The following is a 19,433-nucleotide window of genomic DNA, read 5'->3' as shown; positions in this document are numbered from 1 at the left end:
CCTGAGCCGGAATCGCCCTCGCCGCATTCTCGATGACCTCGCCTACCTCAAGCTTTGCGGACGCGAACCCCATCAGCAGGACCTCTCGGACCTCTCTCCAAGCACCCCGTTGTGCGTGTACCGCGCCCTCTCAAGAATTCTCTGGCAGGGTCAGCCAGGTACTGGCCAACGCATGACATCGCCTCGTCGTAGCCTGTCACACACCAACATCAACCGGCCTCCAAATCAGCCGCCATCCGACTGTCTACCGGCTCGAGCGCCGCGAACAGCCGAGATCCTCCTGATCACTCCGGCAAGCCAAGTCGCGATTTGATACCTCTTGGCGCCATTATCAGCAATTCTTCCGCCAGCTTCTTATCGGAGGAATATGATGGACGCACCAGCGCCCATCGCAGAAATGGAACAGCACCCGAGGACGCAAAGAAAGCGTCACGCGCATTCACATTACCTGCTCCGACTTCCTTGAGTGCAGCCCATTGTTCAATATCGGCTTCAGGATCCCTCAACTCTTCCACGAGCGCGACATCGCTATCACGGAGACTCAACCGAACACGACCCATTCGAGTGGGCCCAAGAAGTACACCCTTAACGCTTTTCCCAACCGGAGGCCAGTCAGCGGGCGAAACTGGATGGTCAGCAACATCAGAGGAATCAACATGTCCCTCATCCCCATTCTCCAGACGCAGGAGCAGCCCATAGAATTTGTGGCTACTGACGACGCCTGCAACCGTGACATACCGCCGCAGCGGCCACCCATGGGAATTCACCGCTTTGGCCTCCATGCTTCACGCTTGAACTTATTGAACTCCGGAATCTTACTCCGGGGAACCAAGTACTCTATATTACCACCGAGGTAATCATCCCAGACCTCAATGTTGTCACGAACCCACTGCTTGGGGACCCTGACCTTGAACCCATCACCCGCGCGATGTTGATTATTGCGGGCAAAGTCTGACGTTCTCTCAACATCTCCGAAGTGTGCTGCGCCGCTCAAAATTTCCCCATCCTCACCGAGATCGGGGAAGTCATCCGGGTCAAGCCCTTTAACGCGCTCACGATCCCCTCTGCTCGGCGGAGACACTCGGCAAAGTTCGACTTCCTCATCTGCGTTGTGGGTGAGGACTGGTGTCTGACCTGCGACAACGAAGTACGTGTGATCGGTGTCGACGGTCAGGTTGTAGACCCGCCGCACCTCAGACCACGACCGCGTCCCCGTAACCGTGGCGTCCCGATGATCACCGGTCTCCAACCGATGACCAGCCTTCAGATCAACAGCGTGCGACCACCGCTTCTCCGACTCCACCCAGAACGGATGCTCATCCGTCGCCACCACAGACCCACGACCGGCCCCACTCGCGACACCGACCTCCACCAACGTCCGCTTACTCGCATGCGAACGGGTATCCGTCACCACCCGGACCGCGGTGCGTCCCGTCGTCGGATCCTTCGCCAGAACCTTGTCCCCGACCTGCACATCCTTGATCGGCTTACGAGACCCGTCACCCATCACCACCAGCGTGTTCGGATCAAAACTGTTCTTCTTGGCACAGCCCGGATCCGCACCACCAGACGACTCGTCGTGATGCTTCCCCCGACTCTTGTTCCGCCCAGCCAAACCGCCAAGCGCAGCGAGGGCATCTTCAGGGGTGGCACCGGACTGAGCGATCTCCGACACCGCCGTCACCGTCTCGGCGACGTTCTGGATAACGTTCCCGTCCCCGACCACCTGCTTCTTGAAGAAGTCGGTGACCCGGCCCGCGTCCTGCACGTTCGCCTTGAACGCCTGCACCACCCGAGCCGGCATCAACGGAGACGACGACACCAGATCCGTCCCCTTGAACACCGGCTTCAACGCCGCCTTCAACGACGGAATCGGATTCCGCTTCGCCGTCCTCTCCGCAGCACCCCGCGCAGCAGCCGCGACAGCCTTCTTCTTCGCCAGGATCGCCGCAGCACGCCGAGCCGCCGCCGCAGCAGCCGCGGCGGCCGCCTTACGGGCCGCGGCGACAGCGGATGCCTTGCGTGCGGCGGACGCGGCGGCATCACCAGCGGTTCGCCGGGCCGCGCCGGCGACGTCATCGCCATAGCGGCGGCCGAGATCGATAGCGTCGTCGGCGTAGCGACCGGCCCGGCGACTGCCACCGATGAAGTCGCCCGCCTTTCGAGCCCACTTCGCCGCGGTCGCGGCGTTGCCACCGAACGGGATCGCACCGGCGGCCGACCAGGCGGCGTTCTCCCAGTCACCCTCCACCGCGTAGATCGCGGCGTTCGCGAGGTCGGCGATCTCACCGATCCCGGGGATCATGCCCGCCACGTCCAGCGCGGTGTGCACGATGCCGCCCGCCTTGTCCCACAGGTCACTGAACCAGCCGTGACCGTCCGGGTCGAAGTAGTTCAGCGGCGAACCCAAGACGTACGAGTACCGGTTGGCGCTGATCGACGGCGAGGACGGGAGCTCGATGCTGTCGCGCGAGGCGAAGGTGCCGGAACCCGGCTGGTACCACCGCGCCCCCATGTTGACGTTCCCGTTGTCGGGATCCGTCCAGTCGCCCTGGAAACCGACCGTCCGCGAAGCACCGGTCGACGCGATCCGCTTGCCGTACGGGTCATACGCCGTCGAGTCGACGACGCCACCCGACCCGGGCGCCAGGGCACCGACGACGTCACCATGCCGGTCGGACAGCGTGAGCCGGGAATCGGCTCCCTGCGAGAGCGACACCAATGAGCCGTCAGGACCGCGGCCGAAGCGCGAAACACCGTCGCTGACCGTGTCCCGCTCCATGCCCGCGTACGAGAACTTCTGTCCGCCGCGGGTCGCGAGCCGGTCGAAGTCGTCGTAGGTGTACTCGGTCGTGCCGAACTTGACCAGCCTGTCGAAAGCGTCGAAGGAGTACTTCTCCTCCATGCCGGACGACGTGCGTGAGCTCAGCGAACCGCGCGGCGAGTAAGCGTACGTGTAGTCACCGTCGGCGAGGACACGGTTCCGCTCGTCGTAGGTCGCGTTTTTGTCGCCCGCCTTGACCCGGTTGCCCGAGTCGTCCCAGCCGTACTCGGTCGACTTGCCCGACGGGTCCGTCCAGGAAAGCATGCGCCCCTGGAAGTCGTACGAGTAGCTGTTCTGGCCGGAGCCGGCCAGACCCGCGGTCGTCTTCGTCTTGACCCGGTCGTTCGGGTCGTAGGTGTAGGCGATGGACGAAAGGACCGTGCCGTTCGCTTCCTTCAGGACATCGGACTTCGGCCGCGCGAGGTTGTCGTAGTCGTAAGTCCGGAGGCGACCGGCGCCGTAGTCGACCGTCTTGACCTTGCCGGCTTCGTTGTAGCCGTAGGTCAGCTTGCCGCCGGTCGCGCCGTCGGTCACCGAGTCCAGACGGCCCTTGAGGTAGCCGTAAGCAGTGGTGCCCGCCGCGTCCTTCCGGGTGATGACGCGCCCGGCGGTGTCGTACTCGAAGGACGATGCACCGGAAGTACCGGTCGCGGTCAGAAGACCACCACGGTCGTTGTAGGTGTACGCGTTGCTCCCCGCCACCCGCAGACGACCGTCGGCGTCGTAGGTCCTTGTCTTGTCGGCGGTCTGCGTTTCGGCGCCCGAGCCGGTCTCCGTGAGCATCCGGTTCAGCGCGTCGAAGGTACGATCGCGGTTCACGTTCCCGGGTGCGGTCAGACGGGTCGCGTTGCCCGCCGCGTCATAGGACTGCGTCCAGGTCCGGTCCGCAGCCGCGGGATGCGCGGCCGTGGACGGCTCGATCACCGATTCCGGCAGATTCAGGCTGTTGTAGGTGAAGACGGTCTTGTTCGACCGGCCATCGGTGAACCTCGTGCGGTTTCCCGCCGCGTCGTAGCCGAATGACGTCGTGATCGTCTTCCCGTCCGCGACGGGCTCGATTTGGCTCGACAGCCGGTTCGCCGCGTCGTAGCTGAACGTGGTGACCCGCTTCTCCCAGTCCTCCGACGTCCGCATGTTGCCGGCAGGGTCGTAGGTGAACTTGCGCTCCCGCAACATCGGCTGCGAGCCGGTCCACTGGCCGTCCACGTCGAACTCGGAGATCTTGCGGCCCGCCAGGTCGTAGTTCAGCCGCTTCGTGGCGCCCGAGCCATCGCTCGCCCGGACGAGACGTCCCTGCCGGTCATAGCCCCGCTTGGTGGTGACCCCGGCCGGGTCGACCGCGGTGATCAGCTGGTTCAGCTTGTCGTAGGTGTTCAGGCTCTTCTCGCCGGCCGGGTTCTCGACCGCCACCACGTTGCCCGCGTCGTCGTACCGGTACTTCGTGGTGTACGCGGCCGGCGTCGGGAACCGCTCCACCGCGGTCGACGTGGCCTTGCGGCCCAGTTCGTCATAGGTCGCTTCGACTCGGGCACCCGTCGGCAACGTCGCGGACAGGGGCAGGCCGGTCATCGTGTACGAGTACTTCCAGACACCGGCCGCCGTGCCGCCGTCCTGCGGGTCGTGCCGCTCCAGCAGCCTTCCCATCTGGTCGTATCGCAATTCGGTCGCGTGCTGCCGGGCATCGATCTGCTTGATCACGCGCCCCACGGCGTCGTAACGGATCTCCTTGGTCGGGGTGATCGGCGCCGTGGCGCCGGGCGGCGTGTACGACGGCAGGCTCGCCTTCAGCAGCTGCCCGAGTTTGTCGTACTCCGCCGTGGTCACCCGGCCGAGTGGGTCCTTCGTGTGCGTGACCGAGCCGAAGGTGTCGTAGCCGGTGATCATGGTCGCTTGTGCGTCCGCCGGCGCACCGCCGTTCGACTCCACGCGAACTCGCGGACCGGTGGCCCGGATGGGCCTGGCCAGCTGGTCATACGCCATCGTCGTCGCGTACTGGGACGACGACTGGCTACCTCGAGGATCGGTGACCGACACCGGCATGCCGCGTTCGTCGTAGTCCCAGGTGGTGATCAGCCGTTCCTGACCATTGTGGACAGTCTGCTTGGTCCGCTGGCCGGAGGCGTTGTATTCGAATTCGGTGATCTCAGCGGTGTTCACCTGCCCGCCGCCGGTGTTCGACGGGTTACCGGACTTCTCGGTGCGGGTCACATTGCCGCTGCGGTCGTAGGTGAACCTCGTGCTGCGGTCGAGTCCGCCCGGGTCCTCGATCGACTGTGTGAGCCTGTTGACCGTGTCGTAGTCGTAGGTCGTGGTCCGGTTTCCGGCCGTGGTCTGCTTGGTCAGGTTCCCGGCGCCGTCGTAGCTGTTGTTCTCCAGGACGAGGTCCCGGAGATTACCGGTGACCGGGTCCCGGTAGCCCTCTGCCACGACCTGTGCGACCAGGTCGTTGGCGTAGTAGTTGTTCCGCGTCGTCCGCCCCATGGCGTCGACATGCAAGATCTGACGTCCGGACTCGTCGTACCGGAAGGACTCGAGCACCGTCGGCTTGGAGTTCCCCGGATCGGTGTCGCCTTCCCCGTCACCGGGACGACCGTCCCCGTCGGCCGGGTCGACCACACCACCGTGCCAGCCGTGCAGGCGTACCTCGGCGACCTCATTGCGGGCCGTGTAGGCGTAGGACTTCTTCACCCCGCTCGCGTCGATTTCGAACATCCGGTTGCCGAAGACGTCGAAGCCGTAACTTGTCTCTTTGCCCTCGGGATTGACAAGGCGGACAAGACGGCCATGGTCGTCGTATCCCCGAGTGCTCACACGGCTGGGGTCGCCGCCGACGAGGTCTGAAACCTCCTCGCGCTCGATGTTCCCGTCCTGGTCATAGGACGTGACCGTCCGGGCACGATGTTTGACCCCGGTGACGGCGTTCGTGGTCTCGGGCCCTGTCTCGGACTTCACCCGCGAAAGCGCGTCGTATTCATAAGTCGTCGTGATGCCGTCGGGGTACGCGTCCACGTAGATCGTGGAAGAGGTCCGCCGTCCGGCGGTGTCGTAGACGAATCGTGTCCGCATCCCGGACGCTTGCTGGATCTCGCCGAGATCGCCGGTGCTGTAGTACCGGAAGTTCGTGTTCTCGCCCGTCGCGCTCACCGTCGACAGCAGCAGGTCGGCCGGTACCGGGACGCCCACGTTGTCGAGCGGCTGCTCGGTGCCCGTGGTGTAGGTGTGCACGACCTCGCCGCCATCGGGCATCCGCTGGTTGATGAGGTCGCCCTTGGCGTTGTAGAGGTACGTGGTCAGATACCGGTTGTCCTCGGCGTTCGTGGACCTTCCGTCCCGGCTCCAGACGACCTTGTCGTTACGCGGGTCGAGCGGATTTTCCGGGCTGAAGTGGTAGCCGAAGTATTCGGTCTGGCAGCGGCCGGGCAGCTGGCAGGTCCGCTTGCTGATCACGTTGCCCCGCTGATCGAATCCGAGCGTGACCTCATTGAGGTTCTCGGAGACGATGGTGTTCTGGTTGCCTTCGTCGTCGTAGTCGTAGGTTCGGATCCCGTAGCCGACTTCCCCGGCGGGCTGCCCGGGCTGGTCTTCCGGACGGACGCCGAGCCCCAGCGGGGTGACCGTCCGCAGAATCCGGCCACGGACCGGGTCGTAGTCGAACGTGTGATTGCGGTTCCCCGGATCGGTGAACTGCACGGTGCGGATCAAATTGTTCTCTTCACCGGTGATCACCGGCACGCCGAGCCGCCAGTTCCCGCCGTTGCGGTCGGTGTAGCTCTTCACCCGCTCGCTGACCGTGTCGTATTCCACCTCGGCGGCGATCTTGCCGCTGGGCAGGGTGATCTTGCTGAGCCCCTCGGACGGCTGCGCCGCCTGGAACTGCTCGCGGACCGCGTTGTCCCCCAAGGGTTTGGTGTAGACGGCCACCTCGTCGATCGCTCCGGCGAAGTACCCGTGATCGTTGCCGGGCTTGGCAGGCCAGTTACCGGAGACGAAGCCGGCGCCCACGTACGTCTTGGTCTGGTTGCCGTGATCGATCACGCCCTGCTTGGTCGCGACCTGGACACCGTCGAGGTAGAGCCATTGCGTCGCCAGCGATCCGGAAAGCACCACGTGGTGCCACTTGTTGTCGTTGACCACACCGGAAGTGCTCATCGGCGCGGTCGTGCCGTCCGAAAACTGCCCGTAGAGCTTTCCGTTCGTCCCGACGTACAACGCCGGGGTGTAGGCGTTCTGCAGCGAACCCGAGATCTCGTTCTGCTGGTAGCCCAGCAGAACACCGGCACCACTCGTCTTGAACCAGAGCCCGACGGAGAGATCCCTGCTCTTCTTGACCGCCCCGTCCGGGAGTTGCAGCACCGACGTGGAACCGTTGAAGGTCACCGCGGTGTCGGCTGAACCCGGCAGCGCGCCCGCCGCCCCCAGGACGACGTTCTTGTACTTGCCGTTGTCCTTGCCCCGGTTGAGCGCCACCTGGCTGACGGCGACTTCTCCGCTCTGGTCTCCCAGTCGCCAGTACCCGTCCGGTGCCGTGTCGTTCACGACCGTGCGGAACCTGGACTGGTCCGCGTAGTCGTATCGGGTGACATTCGCCAAGGGATCTTCGACCTGGCTCAGCCGGTTGCCCTCGTAGAAGTACTTCCAGTTCCGGATCTGCCCGTTGACCTCGGTCGCGAATACCTCGGCGACCTTGCGGTCCTGGATCCGGAAGACCAGTTGCCGCCCGCTGGCCAGGTCGAGGGCACGGGTGAGGGCGTCGCCTTCCCAATAGATCCGCACACCACGTCCGACACCGTCGGTGTAACCGGTCAGCTTGCCCGTGGCGTCGAAGCGATATGTGGTCGCCGACTTGTCGGTCAGGGCCCAGCCGCCGTCCGGCTCGGACTTGAACGCGGCGAACCGGCCCTGTGGCGGCGCGTAGGTTCCGTCCGGGTTCAACCCGAACCGCAACTGCTGGCCGTCGGGATAGGTGACGAGGGCGTTCCCGACGTAGTCCCGCACCACGCGCATGTCGTACTTCGTCGCCCACCCCGTGCCGAACCAATGGTCGCGGCGGGGATCCAAGGTGTTGTAGGTCCGGATGACACTCAGGCCGGGGCCGGCCGTCGGCATCTGGACGTCGACCGCGCTGGAGTAGTAGTTGCCGACCATCGGATCGAAGTCACGATCGGTTCCGCTGTGCGGCGTCATGGCCATATGCGAAGTGATCGCCGGCTGCGGAACGGCGCTCAGGATGGCGCTGAACGGCAACGCTTCGCTCTCGCTGTTTCCGTCGAACGCGAACGATCGCCACAGATAGATCTTGTTCCAGAACAACTTCTTGTCCGGAACCGTCCAAGTGGGACTCGCCTGATACGCCGAGCTGAAGCAGTTGACGGGGTTGTCGCCCGCCCCCTTTTCACAAACCTCGAACCGGTACTTCAGGGTGCTGCCCGCGGGCGGGTCGACGTCGATACCGCTCGCCCACAACTGAGGGGTCAGCGTCTGGACGGAGGCGCCGTTGGGCGGGTACTGCTGCTTGATGAATGGCGGCACGTCATACACGTCGAGGCCGATACGGGCGGGCGCGACCTGGTGATCGGTGAAGTAGTCACCGGGCTTGCGGAGCATGCTGAAGTCGAGAAGATAGCTCCCCACATCGATCCGTTTGATCTCCGCGTCGAGTGTCACGGAGGCACCGCGCGCCACATCACCGGGGAGCTCGGCGGCGATCTGGGACGCGATCAGTTTGCCGCTCCGGTCGTAGGCGCGATACCCCAGGGCGAAGTCGTTGCGCGACCAGGCCTGCGCGCCACGGTTGGTCACGGTGATCTTCACCTTGCCCGAAGCCGCGCGCGTGACCGGCGGTTCCGGGGTGGCGCGATCGACGCGGTAATCGGCGTTGTAAGGCGAGTGCGTCACGTACAGCCGCGGCGGGTTGGCCGTGCCGAAACCGGTGAAGCGCTTCCACGCCGCCGGATCCGTCGGCGCCTGCAGGGAGAGACCATGGTTCGGAGCACCGCCCGCCCACTGCTGGACAAGGTCACGTCCGCCGACCCCCAGGTCGATCAGTTCGTGGGCGGTCGGGCAGTTCGACCTGGTCGCCAACGGGGCCATGTATCCGTGTGAGAAGACCCCGCCACCGAGCGCACCGCCGATCGGGGGTGTTCCGGAGGACCCCCAGTCCGCGGTGACCGGGTGCACGCTCATCGGCCGCGGCGTACATGAGCCGGACCAGAAGTTGGTCAGCTGCAGCTGGGCACCGAAGATCCGGTTGTCCTTGAGATCTCCGCCGATGCCGCCGAACCTCAGATAGCTCGAAGCGGTCTTGCCACCGCTGCGGCCGATGCGCAGCTCGGTGGCGTTGGTGTATCGAGTGCCGTTCTCCACCAAGAGGTTGCCGGTGCTGACCGACTCCTTGACCACGGTGGGATCGACCCGCACGGGATAGACCCTGGCCGGGGCCCGCAGCCAGGCGGAGTCGAGTTCGACCCGGAGGATCTGCTTGCCATCACGGCTTCCGAGCCGGTAGGTGACGCCATAGGAGGTCGCGGGCTCACCGCTTTCCTGACGGCTGGAGTCGAGCATGTAACCCGCCGGGACGCGCAGGACGACCGCACCCGCCTGGTCGACGAAGACCACGTGACCATCGGCGATCCTCGCCTCGAGTCCCTTCAGATCCAGCGCGAACTCCCAGGCATGGGGAGCGTCGGGGTTCTTGAGGACGAACCACTCCTTGACCGCGCCCGCGGTGAACTCCACCCGCATGTCGGCGTTCGGCAGAACGTCGGGGTACCCGACCGCGTTGCCTTCCGCGCTGCCGACCGTCGCCCGCGCACCCAGCAGGTTGAACGCGGCCTCGCGCCCGGCGCCGTCGTTCACCCGCATCGAGCCGCTCGTCTGTCCCATGTGGACCTGAAGCTGATCGCCCGCCTTGCGCCATCCGCCTGCCTGGTCAGGGACGGCGCGGGTGTCGACGGGGCCGAACCCACCCTCAGGCAACGGGAAGTTCAGCGGTTCCTGGCCATAGACGGTGGTCTGCGTACCGTCGGGGTTGTCGTAAACGCTGCTGTGCGTGGTGCGCCGCTGCGGCAGTTCCTTACTGGCCTGCGCGTCGAACCCACGCACCGAGGCGGCGGGCGGCGGTACGACCTTGGCGCTGCTGCGCCTGTCAGACGCGGGTTCGGGAAAGGAGATCGGCGGGTACTTCGACTGAAGCGAAGTGGCTGTCGCCCGATTGACTGCGGGCGCGGCGGCGTTGTCGGGGGTCGGCCGGTCCGCGACGCCTTCGGCGGATCCCGACTCCTGCTTCGGGGCGTCCGCCACAGCCGCCGCCCCCGCCTCGTCCGACGACGGAAACCGCTGCGAAGCCGCCGGCCCCAGTGTCGCCACGAGTGCGACGATCAGCAGCAACGCGAGTGTCACCCGGAGTCTTGCGCGCAGGACAGGTCTACGACGGATCCGCTTCATGACTTCCCCCCTTGGGATGCCCACCAGGACAGCCCTCGGCTCCTTCAGAGCAGGTCGGCGAGTCGATATTGCTGGGCGGCGAGACGTCCGGCAAGGCCTTTTACCGATTTTGGGCCGAATGGCCGTGGCCGAATGGGCACTCGCGAATGACCGAACGAACCATCGATCAGGCGTTCGATGATTCGAATTGCGTGTTAGCCGAAGATGAGCTAGATCACAAATCTTCACGAGCGGAGCTGTAATCACACTTTCGGCCGAATGACGACACTCTGACCAGCCGCTAGCGTCCGGCGTGCTCATAGCCAGAAAACGAGGGCGCTGGGGGCGGAAGGTCGCGTCGCGTTACAGAATGGGCAACTCTGTCGCACCGTCGCGATTTTTTGTGCGTTCGTGAGCACTTTCCGCGCATGGCACTCTCCGTATTCGGAGAAGGAAGGTCCAATGCGGACTCGAAGATCCCTGGTCGTCTCCGCGGCCGCCACGGTGCTGCTCGGCACCGTGGTCACCACGGCACCCCCGGCACAAGCCGCACCGGCACTCCCGACGGGGTTCGCCCTGATCGACACACCCACCGGCCAGCAGGCCGGAGATCTCACCGACGCCACCTACCTCCCGGACGGAAGTGCGCTGACCACCGGCCGCCTAGGGTCGGTACAGCTGGTACCGCGAGGCGGCCAGCCGGTACAGATAGCTTCACTTCCGGTGTACACCACCGGTTCGCTCGGCCTCACGAGCATCGCGGTGGCGCCGGACTTCACCACCAGCCGAACGGTCTATACCACTCGGGCGCTCTCGACCGGTACGTCCACTCAGGTGTTCCGCCTCAGCAAATGGCGAGCGGAGGGTGTGGGCGCACCGACGGGACTCTCGGAAGAGACCCCCGTCCTGGAGTTTCCGGTCAACGCCGACAGCAAGGGAATCCAGGACGTCGTCGTCGATCCCGGCGGTGATGTCCTCTGGGTCGCGGTCGGGGACAACGCGACTGTTCAGGCTCCGGCCGGTGCGACCAAGGACAATGTGGACAAGTTCGCCCTGCGAGCACTGGACCCCGCTCAACCGACGGGCAAGGTGCTTCGCATCGGCACGGACGGCAAAGGGCGGGTGGACAACCCGTTCTACGACCCGGGGGCCCCGACGTCCTGGCGTAGCCGCAACTACACGAGCGGACTCCGCGATCCGCGGATCGCGGTGGATCCGCGGGGCGGCGTCGTCGTCACCGACATCGGCTGGGCGGCCCGCAGCGAAGCGAATCTCGCCTTCCCCGGTCAGAACTTGAAATGGCCATGCTGGGAAGGGACCACGCGCGCGCCCGGCTATCGAGACCTTCCGGAATGCGCCAACGTCGCGAACTCCGCACCGCTGAGTGAGGCGACACAGGGATCGACGGATACGCTCGTCGGCGGAGTTCCCTACACCGGGACTTCGTATCCCGAGGCTTATCGGGGACTTCATTTCGTAGCCAACAAGAGCGGTCACACGCTTTCGACTTTCGCGTTCGACGCCGGGGGCAAGGTCACCCAGGCGATCAACGCGATCGCCTCCGACATCGGCGATCCGGTCTCCGTTCTGACGGCACCGAACGGCGACGTCGTGCTGGCCGACTCCGCGTCTTCCAAACTGCGAAGGTTGAGCTATAAGTCGGCGAACAGGGCTCCCGTCGCGGCGTTCACCGGAACCGTGACGCCGGCCGCGAAGAAGATCTCATTCGACGCGGGAGGGTCGAGCGACCCGGACCTGGACTCGCTCGACTACCAATGGACCTTCGGGGACGGCACCACCGGTAGCGGGCAAGTCGTGGAACACACGTACTCGACCGGCGACGCGGTGACGGTCGGTCTCACGGTGAGCGACGCGCACGGTGCGGTGACGAACACCAGCCAAACCTTCGTTCCCGGTGAATCCACCCCTACGCTCTCGCTCGCGGCTCCTGACCCGAACACCGTCTTTTCCGGCGGCGAAACAGTCTCCGTGGGCGTTCCTTCGGCCGAGGACCCCATCGATGGACCGCTGACCGTGAAGTGGCGGGCCGAGCGGATGCGCTGTCCCCAGAACAACGCCTGCGAATACGCCCCGCTGCGTACTGGCACGGGCCCGACCTTCTTGTTCGCCTTCCCGAACGAGACCGACACCCGTGTCGTGGTCACCGCGACGGCGGAGAACAGCCGCGGCGTGATCACGAGTCAGCGGTACACCGCCAACCCCCGGACCGCTCGGTTGGCCGTCGTCGGCAGCCGTCCGGCGCGGGTCCAGATCGGGGTGAACGAGAGCGCCAACCGGCTAGTGACCGTGAACTCCTCCGTCCAGATCTCCGCGCCTCCCAAATCCCTGGACGCGGCGAACTTCGTCAAGTGGCCGGACAACCAGAGCACCGAGCCGGTCCGGCAGGTCCAGATGCCCGTCGCGGGGCTCACCCTCCGCGCGGACTACCAGACCCCCATCCAGAAGCGTTACGCGGACGAGGCGCCCATCCGGACCCTGATGGGCGCTCCGGTGGGACTGGAACTCATCGAGGGTGACGGCCATTGGCAGCAGTACGCCACGGGCCGTCTGTATTGGACGGAGCAGCACAGCGTCAAAGCCGTCGCCGGGGAGATCCTGACGAAGTACGTCACGCTCGGGGCGCACGCGTTCCTCGGATCTCCGTCCACCGACGAGCTGGTGGCCAAGGCGGGCAACGGTCGCTACAACGACTTCACGGGCGGGCCGACCACAGGTGTCGGCTCGATCTACTGGACGTCGAGCATCGGGGCCATGGCGATCCACGGCGAGATCCGGGCGAAGTGGCAGGCGACCAACGGTGAGGCCGGACAGCTCGGCTTTCCGACCACCGACCAGAAGGCCACGCCGGACGGGATCGGCCGCTATGTCCACTTCATGAACAACAACGCCTCGATCTATTGGACCGAGGCGACCGGCGCCCACTACGTGATGGGCAGTATCTGGCAAAAGTGGCGGTCGCTCGACTGGGAGCGGTTCTTCGGTTACCCGACCACCGACGAGATGGCCACACCGGACGGCGTCGGCCGGTACAACCACTTCAGCGGGAACGGTTCGATCTACTGGTCGGCGTCTACCGGCGCCTTCGAGATCCACGGCTCGATCCGTGAACGTTTCGCGGCGACCGGCTGGCAAACCGGTGTCGGCTACCCCATCACCGACGAGACGTGGACGCCCGGCAACACCGGGAAGTACAACCATTTCCGCCAGGGCGGCTTCGATCACTCGATCTACTGGCGGGCGGGAACGAGCGTCGCCTGGGAGGTCAAGGGGATGATCCGGCTGCGCTGGCGGGATCTCGGCTGGCAGACGTCGTATCTCGGCTTCCCTGTGAGCGGCGAGTACAACACGCCGACCGGTAAACGCAGCGACTTCCAGTACGGCTACATCACCTACAACGGATCGACGGGAGCGATCGAAGACCACCGCTACTGAGTGACAACGCCGGTGCGGCCCGCGAAAGGTCGCACCGGCGTTTCGCTGTCTAAAGCCGTCCGCCCGAGGTCGTGTCACCGGAAAGCCGTTGTGCCAGATAGACCGGCACCGTCGAAGCCAGGATCAGCACCGCCGCGACGACGTTGACGATCGGTGCCTGGTTCGGCCGGAACAGGTTGTTCAGAATCCAGATCGGCAGGGTCTCCAATCCGGTCCCGAGGGTGAACGTCGTGACGATGATTTCGTCGAACGACAGCGCGAAGGCGAGCAGGCCGCCGGCCAGCAAGGCCGAACGTAGCATCGGGAAGGTCACCAGCCGGAACGTCGTGAGCCCGTCGGCGCCGAGGTCCATCGACGCCTCTTCGAGGTTGCCGCCCATGCGCCGCAGGCGCGCGACGACGTTGTTGAACACCACCACGATGCAGAACGTCGCGTGCGCGACGATCGCGGTGAACAGGCCGAGATCGATGCCGAGGATCGTGCGGAAGGCGTTGTTCAGCGCGATACCGGTGACGATACCGGGCAGCGCGATCGGCAGGATGATCATCAGCGACACCTGGTTGCGGCCGAAGAAGCGGTACTTCTGCAGCGCGAAGGCCGCCATCGTGCCGAGTACCAAGGCGATCGCCGTGGCCGCGAGTCCTGCTTGGACACTCGTGCCGAGAGCGTTCAGCGCGCCTTCGTTCTCGGCGGCGCGGCCCCACCATTCGAGGGTGAAGCTGGACGGCGGCCAGCCGAAGGTGGTGTCCGCGTTGAAGGAATTGAGCAGGACCACCAGCAGCGGGAAGTAGATGACGCCGAGGCCGAGCACCAGCGCCGCGAGCAGCAGGTATTTGGTCGTCCGGGAAAGCCGCATCGCGCGCTCCTACAGGTTGTCCAGCGCGCCCGTGCGGCGCACGGCGGCGAGGTAGGCGAGCATGATCACCACGGGTACGGTCGCGACGGTCGCCGCGAACGGCAGGTTGTTGGCCGCGCCGATGTTGTCGTAGACGACGTTGCCGAGCATCTGCGACGTACCGCCGACGATCTTCACCGCGATGTAATCGCCCAGCGACAACGAGAACGTGAAGATCGAGCCGGCGACGACGGCCGGGAAGGTCACCGGCAGCACCACCGAGCGGAAGGTCCGGAACGGCCGGGCGCCGAGGTCGCCCGAGGCGTCCACCAGCGAGTTCGGCAGCCGCTCCAGGCCCGCGTAGATCGGCAGGATCATGTACGGCAGCCACAGATACGACAGGGTGATCACGGTCGCGAGCACGCCGTAGCCGGGGGTGTCGAGGCCGAACGGGTTCAGCAGCCAGTGCAGGACCCCGTTGCCGGACAACATGGTCCGCCACGCGTAGGCCTTCACGAGGTAGCTCGCCCACAGCGGCGTCATGACCGCGATCACCAGGAGCCGCCGTGCCCTCGGCGAGGCGAATTTGGCCATGTAGAACGCCATCGGGAAGGCGATGATCGCGGTGACCACCGTGACCAGCGCGGCGATCCCGACCGTCCGGAGGGTGATCGTGCGGTACACCGCGTCACTGAACAGGGTGACGAAGTTGTTCAGCGACCACTCGGTCACGACCTGGCCGGTGAAGACGTCGGTGCTCCAGAACGCGGTCACGAACAACGCGGCCAGCGCGCCGAGGTAGGCGAGGCCGAGCCACAGCATCGGCGCGGAGAGCAGGATTCCCAGGCGCAGCTTGGGTTTGCGGTACAGGTAGGCGGAGGCTTTCCGCCTCGGTGAATCGAGGGTGGTCGTCATCTTTTCCACCTAGGGATGGGACCGGGAGCGGCCGGCGTGGGGGGTCCACCGGCCGCTCCCGGAGTTCGGGAGGTCAGCCCTTGATCTCGGTCCAGGCGCGGGTCCACTCGCCGTAGTCCTTGCACTTGACGTCGGTGCGGCCGTCGAGGCACTGCGTGATCGGCGTCGTCCAGTACTGGATCTTCGAGGCGTACGCGGCGTCACCGGCGTGGTAGGTCTCGCAGTGCTTCTTGTCCTTGGTTTCGGCGCACGCCTTGGGGTTCGAGGGCGATTCACCGAAGTACTCTGCGACCTGAGCGTTCGCCTTCGGGCTGACGATGTGGTTCAGCCACTTGTAGGAGCACGTCTTGTGCGGCGACTTCGCCGACACCATCCAGGTGTCAGACCAGCCGGTCGCGCCTTCGGACGGCAGCACGGACTCGACGGGGGCGCCTTCGCTCTTGGTCAGATTCACCGTCACCTGCCACGCGGTGCCGACGACGGCGTCGCCGCTCTTGAGCGCCTGGCTTTCCTTCAGGTAGTCCGACCAGTACTCCCCCACCATCGGGCGCTGCTGCTTGAGCAGGTCGACGGCGGCCTGGAATTGCTTGTCGTCCAAGGCATACGGGTTCTTGATCCCGAGTTCGGGCTTGTGCGTCTGCAGGTACAGCGCGGCGTCGGCGATGTAGATCGGCGAGTCGTAGGCCGAGATCTTGCCCTTGTACGGGCTGTTCGCGTCGAACATGACCGACCACGACGTCGGCGCCGGGTTCACCTTGTCGGTGCGCCAGGTGAGCAGGTTCGCGCCCCACCCGTGCGGCACGCCGTAGGAGACGTTGTTGACGCTGTTCCACGGGCGGTTCTTGAGGAAGTCGAAGACGTCGGCGTAGTTCGGGACGAGCGCGGTGTTCACCGGTTCGACGTCGCCGGACGCGATGAGCCGCAGCGAAGCGTCACCGGAGGCGGAGATGACGTCGTACTGTCCGGTCTTCATCAGGCTCACGGCCTCGTCGGAGGTGCCGAACGCCTTGACGTTGACCTTGCAACCGGTCTCCTTCTCGAACCCGGTGACCCAGTCGACGGCCGGGTCGTTGGAGCCGTTCTCCGCGTAGCCGGGCCAGGCGAGCACGTTGACCTGGCCTTCCGGCTGGCCGAGCTGCGCGAGCGCGTCGAGCTTCGGCGGGGTGAAGCCCTGTCCACCGGGCGCGGCGGCGGTCGAACTGGACCCGGACGTTCCGCAGGCGGCCACGAGCAGGCCGGCGCCGAGCAGGCCGGCGAGCGCGAGTTTCCTGTTCTTCATTGAACAACCTTTCGGTACAGGGGAGAACTAACCGGCTTCGGGGACGCGGAAGCTGTGTTCGTGCCGCCAGCTCAGGCGGACACGGCCGCCTTCGAAGTCCGCGGGTTCGGCGGTGTTCTGCCGGACCACGGAGAGCTGGCCACCGGCGTCGAGCGTGACCTCGTAGCGCACGGTCGCGCCCGCGTAGACGGTGTTGGTGACGGTGCCGGTGGCGCTGGTCTCGCCGACTTCGGCGGATTTCGAGAGATCGGCGTCGATGCGGATCTTCTCGGGGCGGATGCTGAACACACCGGGTTTGCCGATGATGTTCTCGGCGCCGCCGCCGCTGAGCAGGTTCGAGGTGCCGACGAAACCGGCGACGAACGCCGACGCGGGCCGTTCGTAGACCTCGACCGGTGAGCCGACCTGTTCGATGCGGCCGGCGTTGAACACCGCGATGCGGTCGCTCATCGTCAACGCCTCGTCCTGGTCGTGGGTGACGAAGATGAAGGTGATGCCGACCTCGCGCTGGATCTGCTTCAGCTCGGTCTGCATGGTGTGGCGCAGTTTCAGGTCGAGCGCGCCGAGCGGTTCGTCGAGCAGGAGCACCTTCGGCCGGTTGACCAGTGCCCTGGCGAGGGCGACCCGTTGACGCTGGCCGCCGGAGAGCTGGTCGGGTTTGCGCTCCCCGAACTCTCCGAGCCGGACGGTGTCGAGAGCTTCCTTCGCGCGTTGACGGCGCTCCGCGCGGGGGACGCGTTTCACCCGGAGGCCGTATTCGACGTTCTGCTGCACGGTCATGTGCGGGAAGAGCGCGTAGTCCTGGAAGACCGTGTTGACGTCGCGGTCGAAGGGCGCCAGGCGGCTGACATCGCGGCCGTGGAGTTCGATCGTGCCCGACGTCGGGAGTTCGAAGCCGGCGATCATGCGGAGCACGGTCGTCTTGCCGGAGCCGGACGGACCGAGCATCGAGAAGAACTCGCCGGGCGGGATGTCGAGATCGACGCCGTCGACCGCGTGGACCTGGCCGAACTCCTTGCGCAATCCGCGCAGCCGGATGGCCGGAACCCCGCCTCCACCTGCGGAAGTGATAGCAAAGGTCCCTTGCTCCCCCGCGGCGGAGGTCGTAGGCGCTTGATGAGGCATGGCGTGCCTTTCGGTGGTCGTCACAGCGCGCTCATCACGTGCTTGACGCGGGTGTAGTCCTCGAGGCCGTAGAGCGAGAGGTCCTTGCCGTAGCCGGATTTCTTGAAGCCGCCGTGCGGCATTTCGGCGACCAGCGGGATATGCGTGTTGATCCACACGCAGCCGAAGTCGAGCTTTCCGGCAAGCCGCATCGCCCGCTGGTGGTCGGTGGTCCACACCGACGACGCGAGCGCGTACTCGACGCCGTTGGCCGCGGCGAGCGCTTCGGCTTCGGTCGCGAAGCGCTGCACGGTGATGACCGGGCCGAAGATCTCCGTCTGGCTGATCTCGTCGTCTTGCCGGACGCCGGAGATCACCGTCGGTTCGTAGAAGTACCCCTCGTCCCCCTGCCGCTTACCTCCACAGTGGACCACCGCGTGCGCGGGCAGCCGATCGACGAACCCGGCGACGCGGTCGAGCTGGGCGGCGTTGTTGAGCGGTCCGTAGCTGACCGACGTGTCGTCGGGTTTGCCGGTGGTGGTCGCCCGCGCCTGCCGGGTGAGGGCGGCGACGAACGTGTCGTGGACTTCGTCGGCGACCAGGACCCGCGTCGCCGCCGTACAGTCCTGGCCCGCGTTGAAGTATCCGGCGGCGGCGATGCCTTCGGCGGCCGCTTCGATGTCTGCGTCGGCGAAGACCACTACGGGCGCTTTACCACCGAGTTCCAGATGTACGCGTTTAACGTCCTTCGCGGCCGAAGCGGCTACTTCGATCCCGGCCCGCACGGAACCGGTGATGGACACCATCGCGGGGATCTCGTGCTCGACGAGTGCCCGCCCGGTGTCACGGTCGCCGCAGATCACGTTGAACACGCCGGGCGGCAGGAATTCGGCGCAGATCTCGGCGAGGAGCAGGGTCGACGCGGGCGTCGTGTCGGCCGGTTTGAGCACCACGGTGTTCCCCGCCGCGAGCGCGGGCGCGATCTTCCAGACCGCCATGAGAAGCGGATAGTTCCACGGCGTAACCTGCGCGCACACGCCGATCGGTTCTCGGCGGACGAAAGAGGTATGTCCTTCCATGTACTCGCCCGCCGACCGTCCTTCGAGGACACGCGCGGCCCCCGCGAAGAACCGCAACTGGTCGACGATCATCGGCAGTTCTTCGGCCGCGGTGAGCGCGACCGGCTTGCCGGTGTTCGCCGATTCGACGAGGACGAGGCGGTCCGCGCGCGCTTCGACGGCGTCCGCGATCTTCAGCAGCGCGAGCTGGCGTTGCGCGGGCGTGGTCTCACGCCAGGTTTCGAAGGCGGCGGCCGCGACCTCGAGCGCGCGGTCGACGTCTTCGGGGCCGGCGACGGCGGCGGTGCAATACGGGCGGCCGGTGACGGGATCGACGATGTCGGCGACCGCGCCTGACGCGGATCCGCTGTACTCACCGCCGATGAAGTGCTTCAACTGCTGCACGAGACCTCCAGGGGCCTGGGAGCGCGAGGCGATAGCAAAGGTCCCTTGCTCCCTTGTGGGGCGGCGCGGGAGCTAAAACATATAAGTCCATAGGTTAAATGACAAGACGATGGTGCAAGATTGGTTCCATCGGGTAGC

General features: G+C 65.7%; 8 protein-coding genes. 1 reads left to right on the top strand and 7 read right to left on the bottom strand.

The features are described from left to right. Nucleotides 1-284: 284 nt before the first annotated feature. Nucleotides 285-782, bottom strand: coding sequence for a hypothetical protein (locus ACIRGA_RS19720; RefSeq protein ID WP_400942881.1), 498 nt, complete (start codon nucleotides 780-782; stop codon nucleotides 285-287). After that, nucleotides 764-10,222 carry a polymorphic toxin-type HINT domain-containing protein gene (locus ACIRGA_RS19715; protein ID WP_400942880.1) on the bottom strand — a complete coding sequence of 3,153 codons (9,459 nt, stop codon included), beginning with the start codon at nucleotides 10,220-10,222 and terminating at the stop codon, nucleotides 764-766. Before ACIRGA_RS19715 ends, ACIRGA_RS19720 begins: the two co-directional genes overlap by 19 nt. A 486-nt stretch (nucleotides 10,223-10,708) precedes the next feature. On the opposite strand from ACIRGA_RS19715, the gene ACIRGA_RS19710 reads away from it, so the two are divergent. Continuing rightward, the gene (locus ACIRGA_RS19710) at nucleotides 10,709-13,699 is read left to right on the top strand and encodes a PQQ-dependent sugar dehydrogenase (protein WP_400942878.1); all 2,991 of its coding nucleotides are present in this window, start codon (nucleotides 10,709-10,711) and stop codon (nucleotides 13,697-13,699) included. A gap of 49 nt (nucleotides 13,700-13,748) precedes the next feature. Here ACIRGA_RS19710 and ACIRGA_RS19705 read toward each other — a convergent pair whose 3' ends face one another. The 5 genes from ACIRGA_RS19705 to ACIRGA_RS19685 form a co-directional block, all read right to left on the bottom strand. Further along, nucleotides 13,749-14,555: an ABC transporter permease gene (locus tag ACIRGA_RS19705; RefSeq protein WP_400942877.1), complete on the bottom strand. Its 807-nt coding sequence runs from the start codon at nucleotides 14,553-14,555 to the stop codon at nucleotides 13,749-13,751. A 9-nt stretch (nucleotides 14,556-14,564) separates the two neighbouring features. Further along, nucleotides 14,565-15,449: an ABC transporter permease gene (locus ACIRGA_RS19700; RefSeq protein WP_038518829.1), complete on the bottom strand. Its 885-nt coding sequence runs from the start codon at nucleotides 15,447-15,449 to the stop codon at nucleotides 14,565-14,567. Between the two features lie 73 nt (nucleotides 15,450-15,522). Continuing rightward, nucleotides 15,523-16,728, bottom strand: a complete 1,206-nt coding sequence (locus tag ACIRGA_RS19695) for an ABC transporter substrate-binding protein (RefSeq protein WP_400942876.1) — start codon at nucleotides 16,726-16,728, stop codon at nucleotides 15,523-15,525. A gap of 27 nt (nucleotides 16,729-16,755) precedes the next feature. Then, entirely contained in the window at nucleotides 16,756-17,853 is a 1,098-nt protein-coding gene (locus ACIRGA_RS19690; RefSeq protein ID WP_400942922.1) for an ABC transporter ATP-binding protein, read from the bottom strand. A gap of 20 nt (nucleotides 17,854-17,873) precedes the next feature. Continuing rightward, nucleotides 17,874-19,295: a gamma-aminobutyraldehyde dehydrogenase gene (locus ACIRGA_RS19685; RefSeq protein WP_400942875.1), complete on the bottom strand. Its 1,422-nt coding sequence runs from the start codon at nucleotides 19,293-19,295 to the stop codon at nucleotides 17,874-17,876. Nucleotides 19,296-19,433: the final 138 nt, after the last annotated feature.

The organism is Amycolatopsis sp. NPDC102389, from assembly GCF_044765885.1.
In the GTDB taxonomy this organism is placed as follows: domain Bacteria; phylum Actinomycetota; class Actinomycetes; order Mycobacteriales; family Pseudonocardiaceae; genus Amycolatopsis.
The sequence above is the reverse complement of the archived record's forward strand: the minus strand, read 5'-3'. Positions and strand labels throughout refer to the sequence as shown.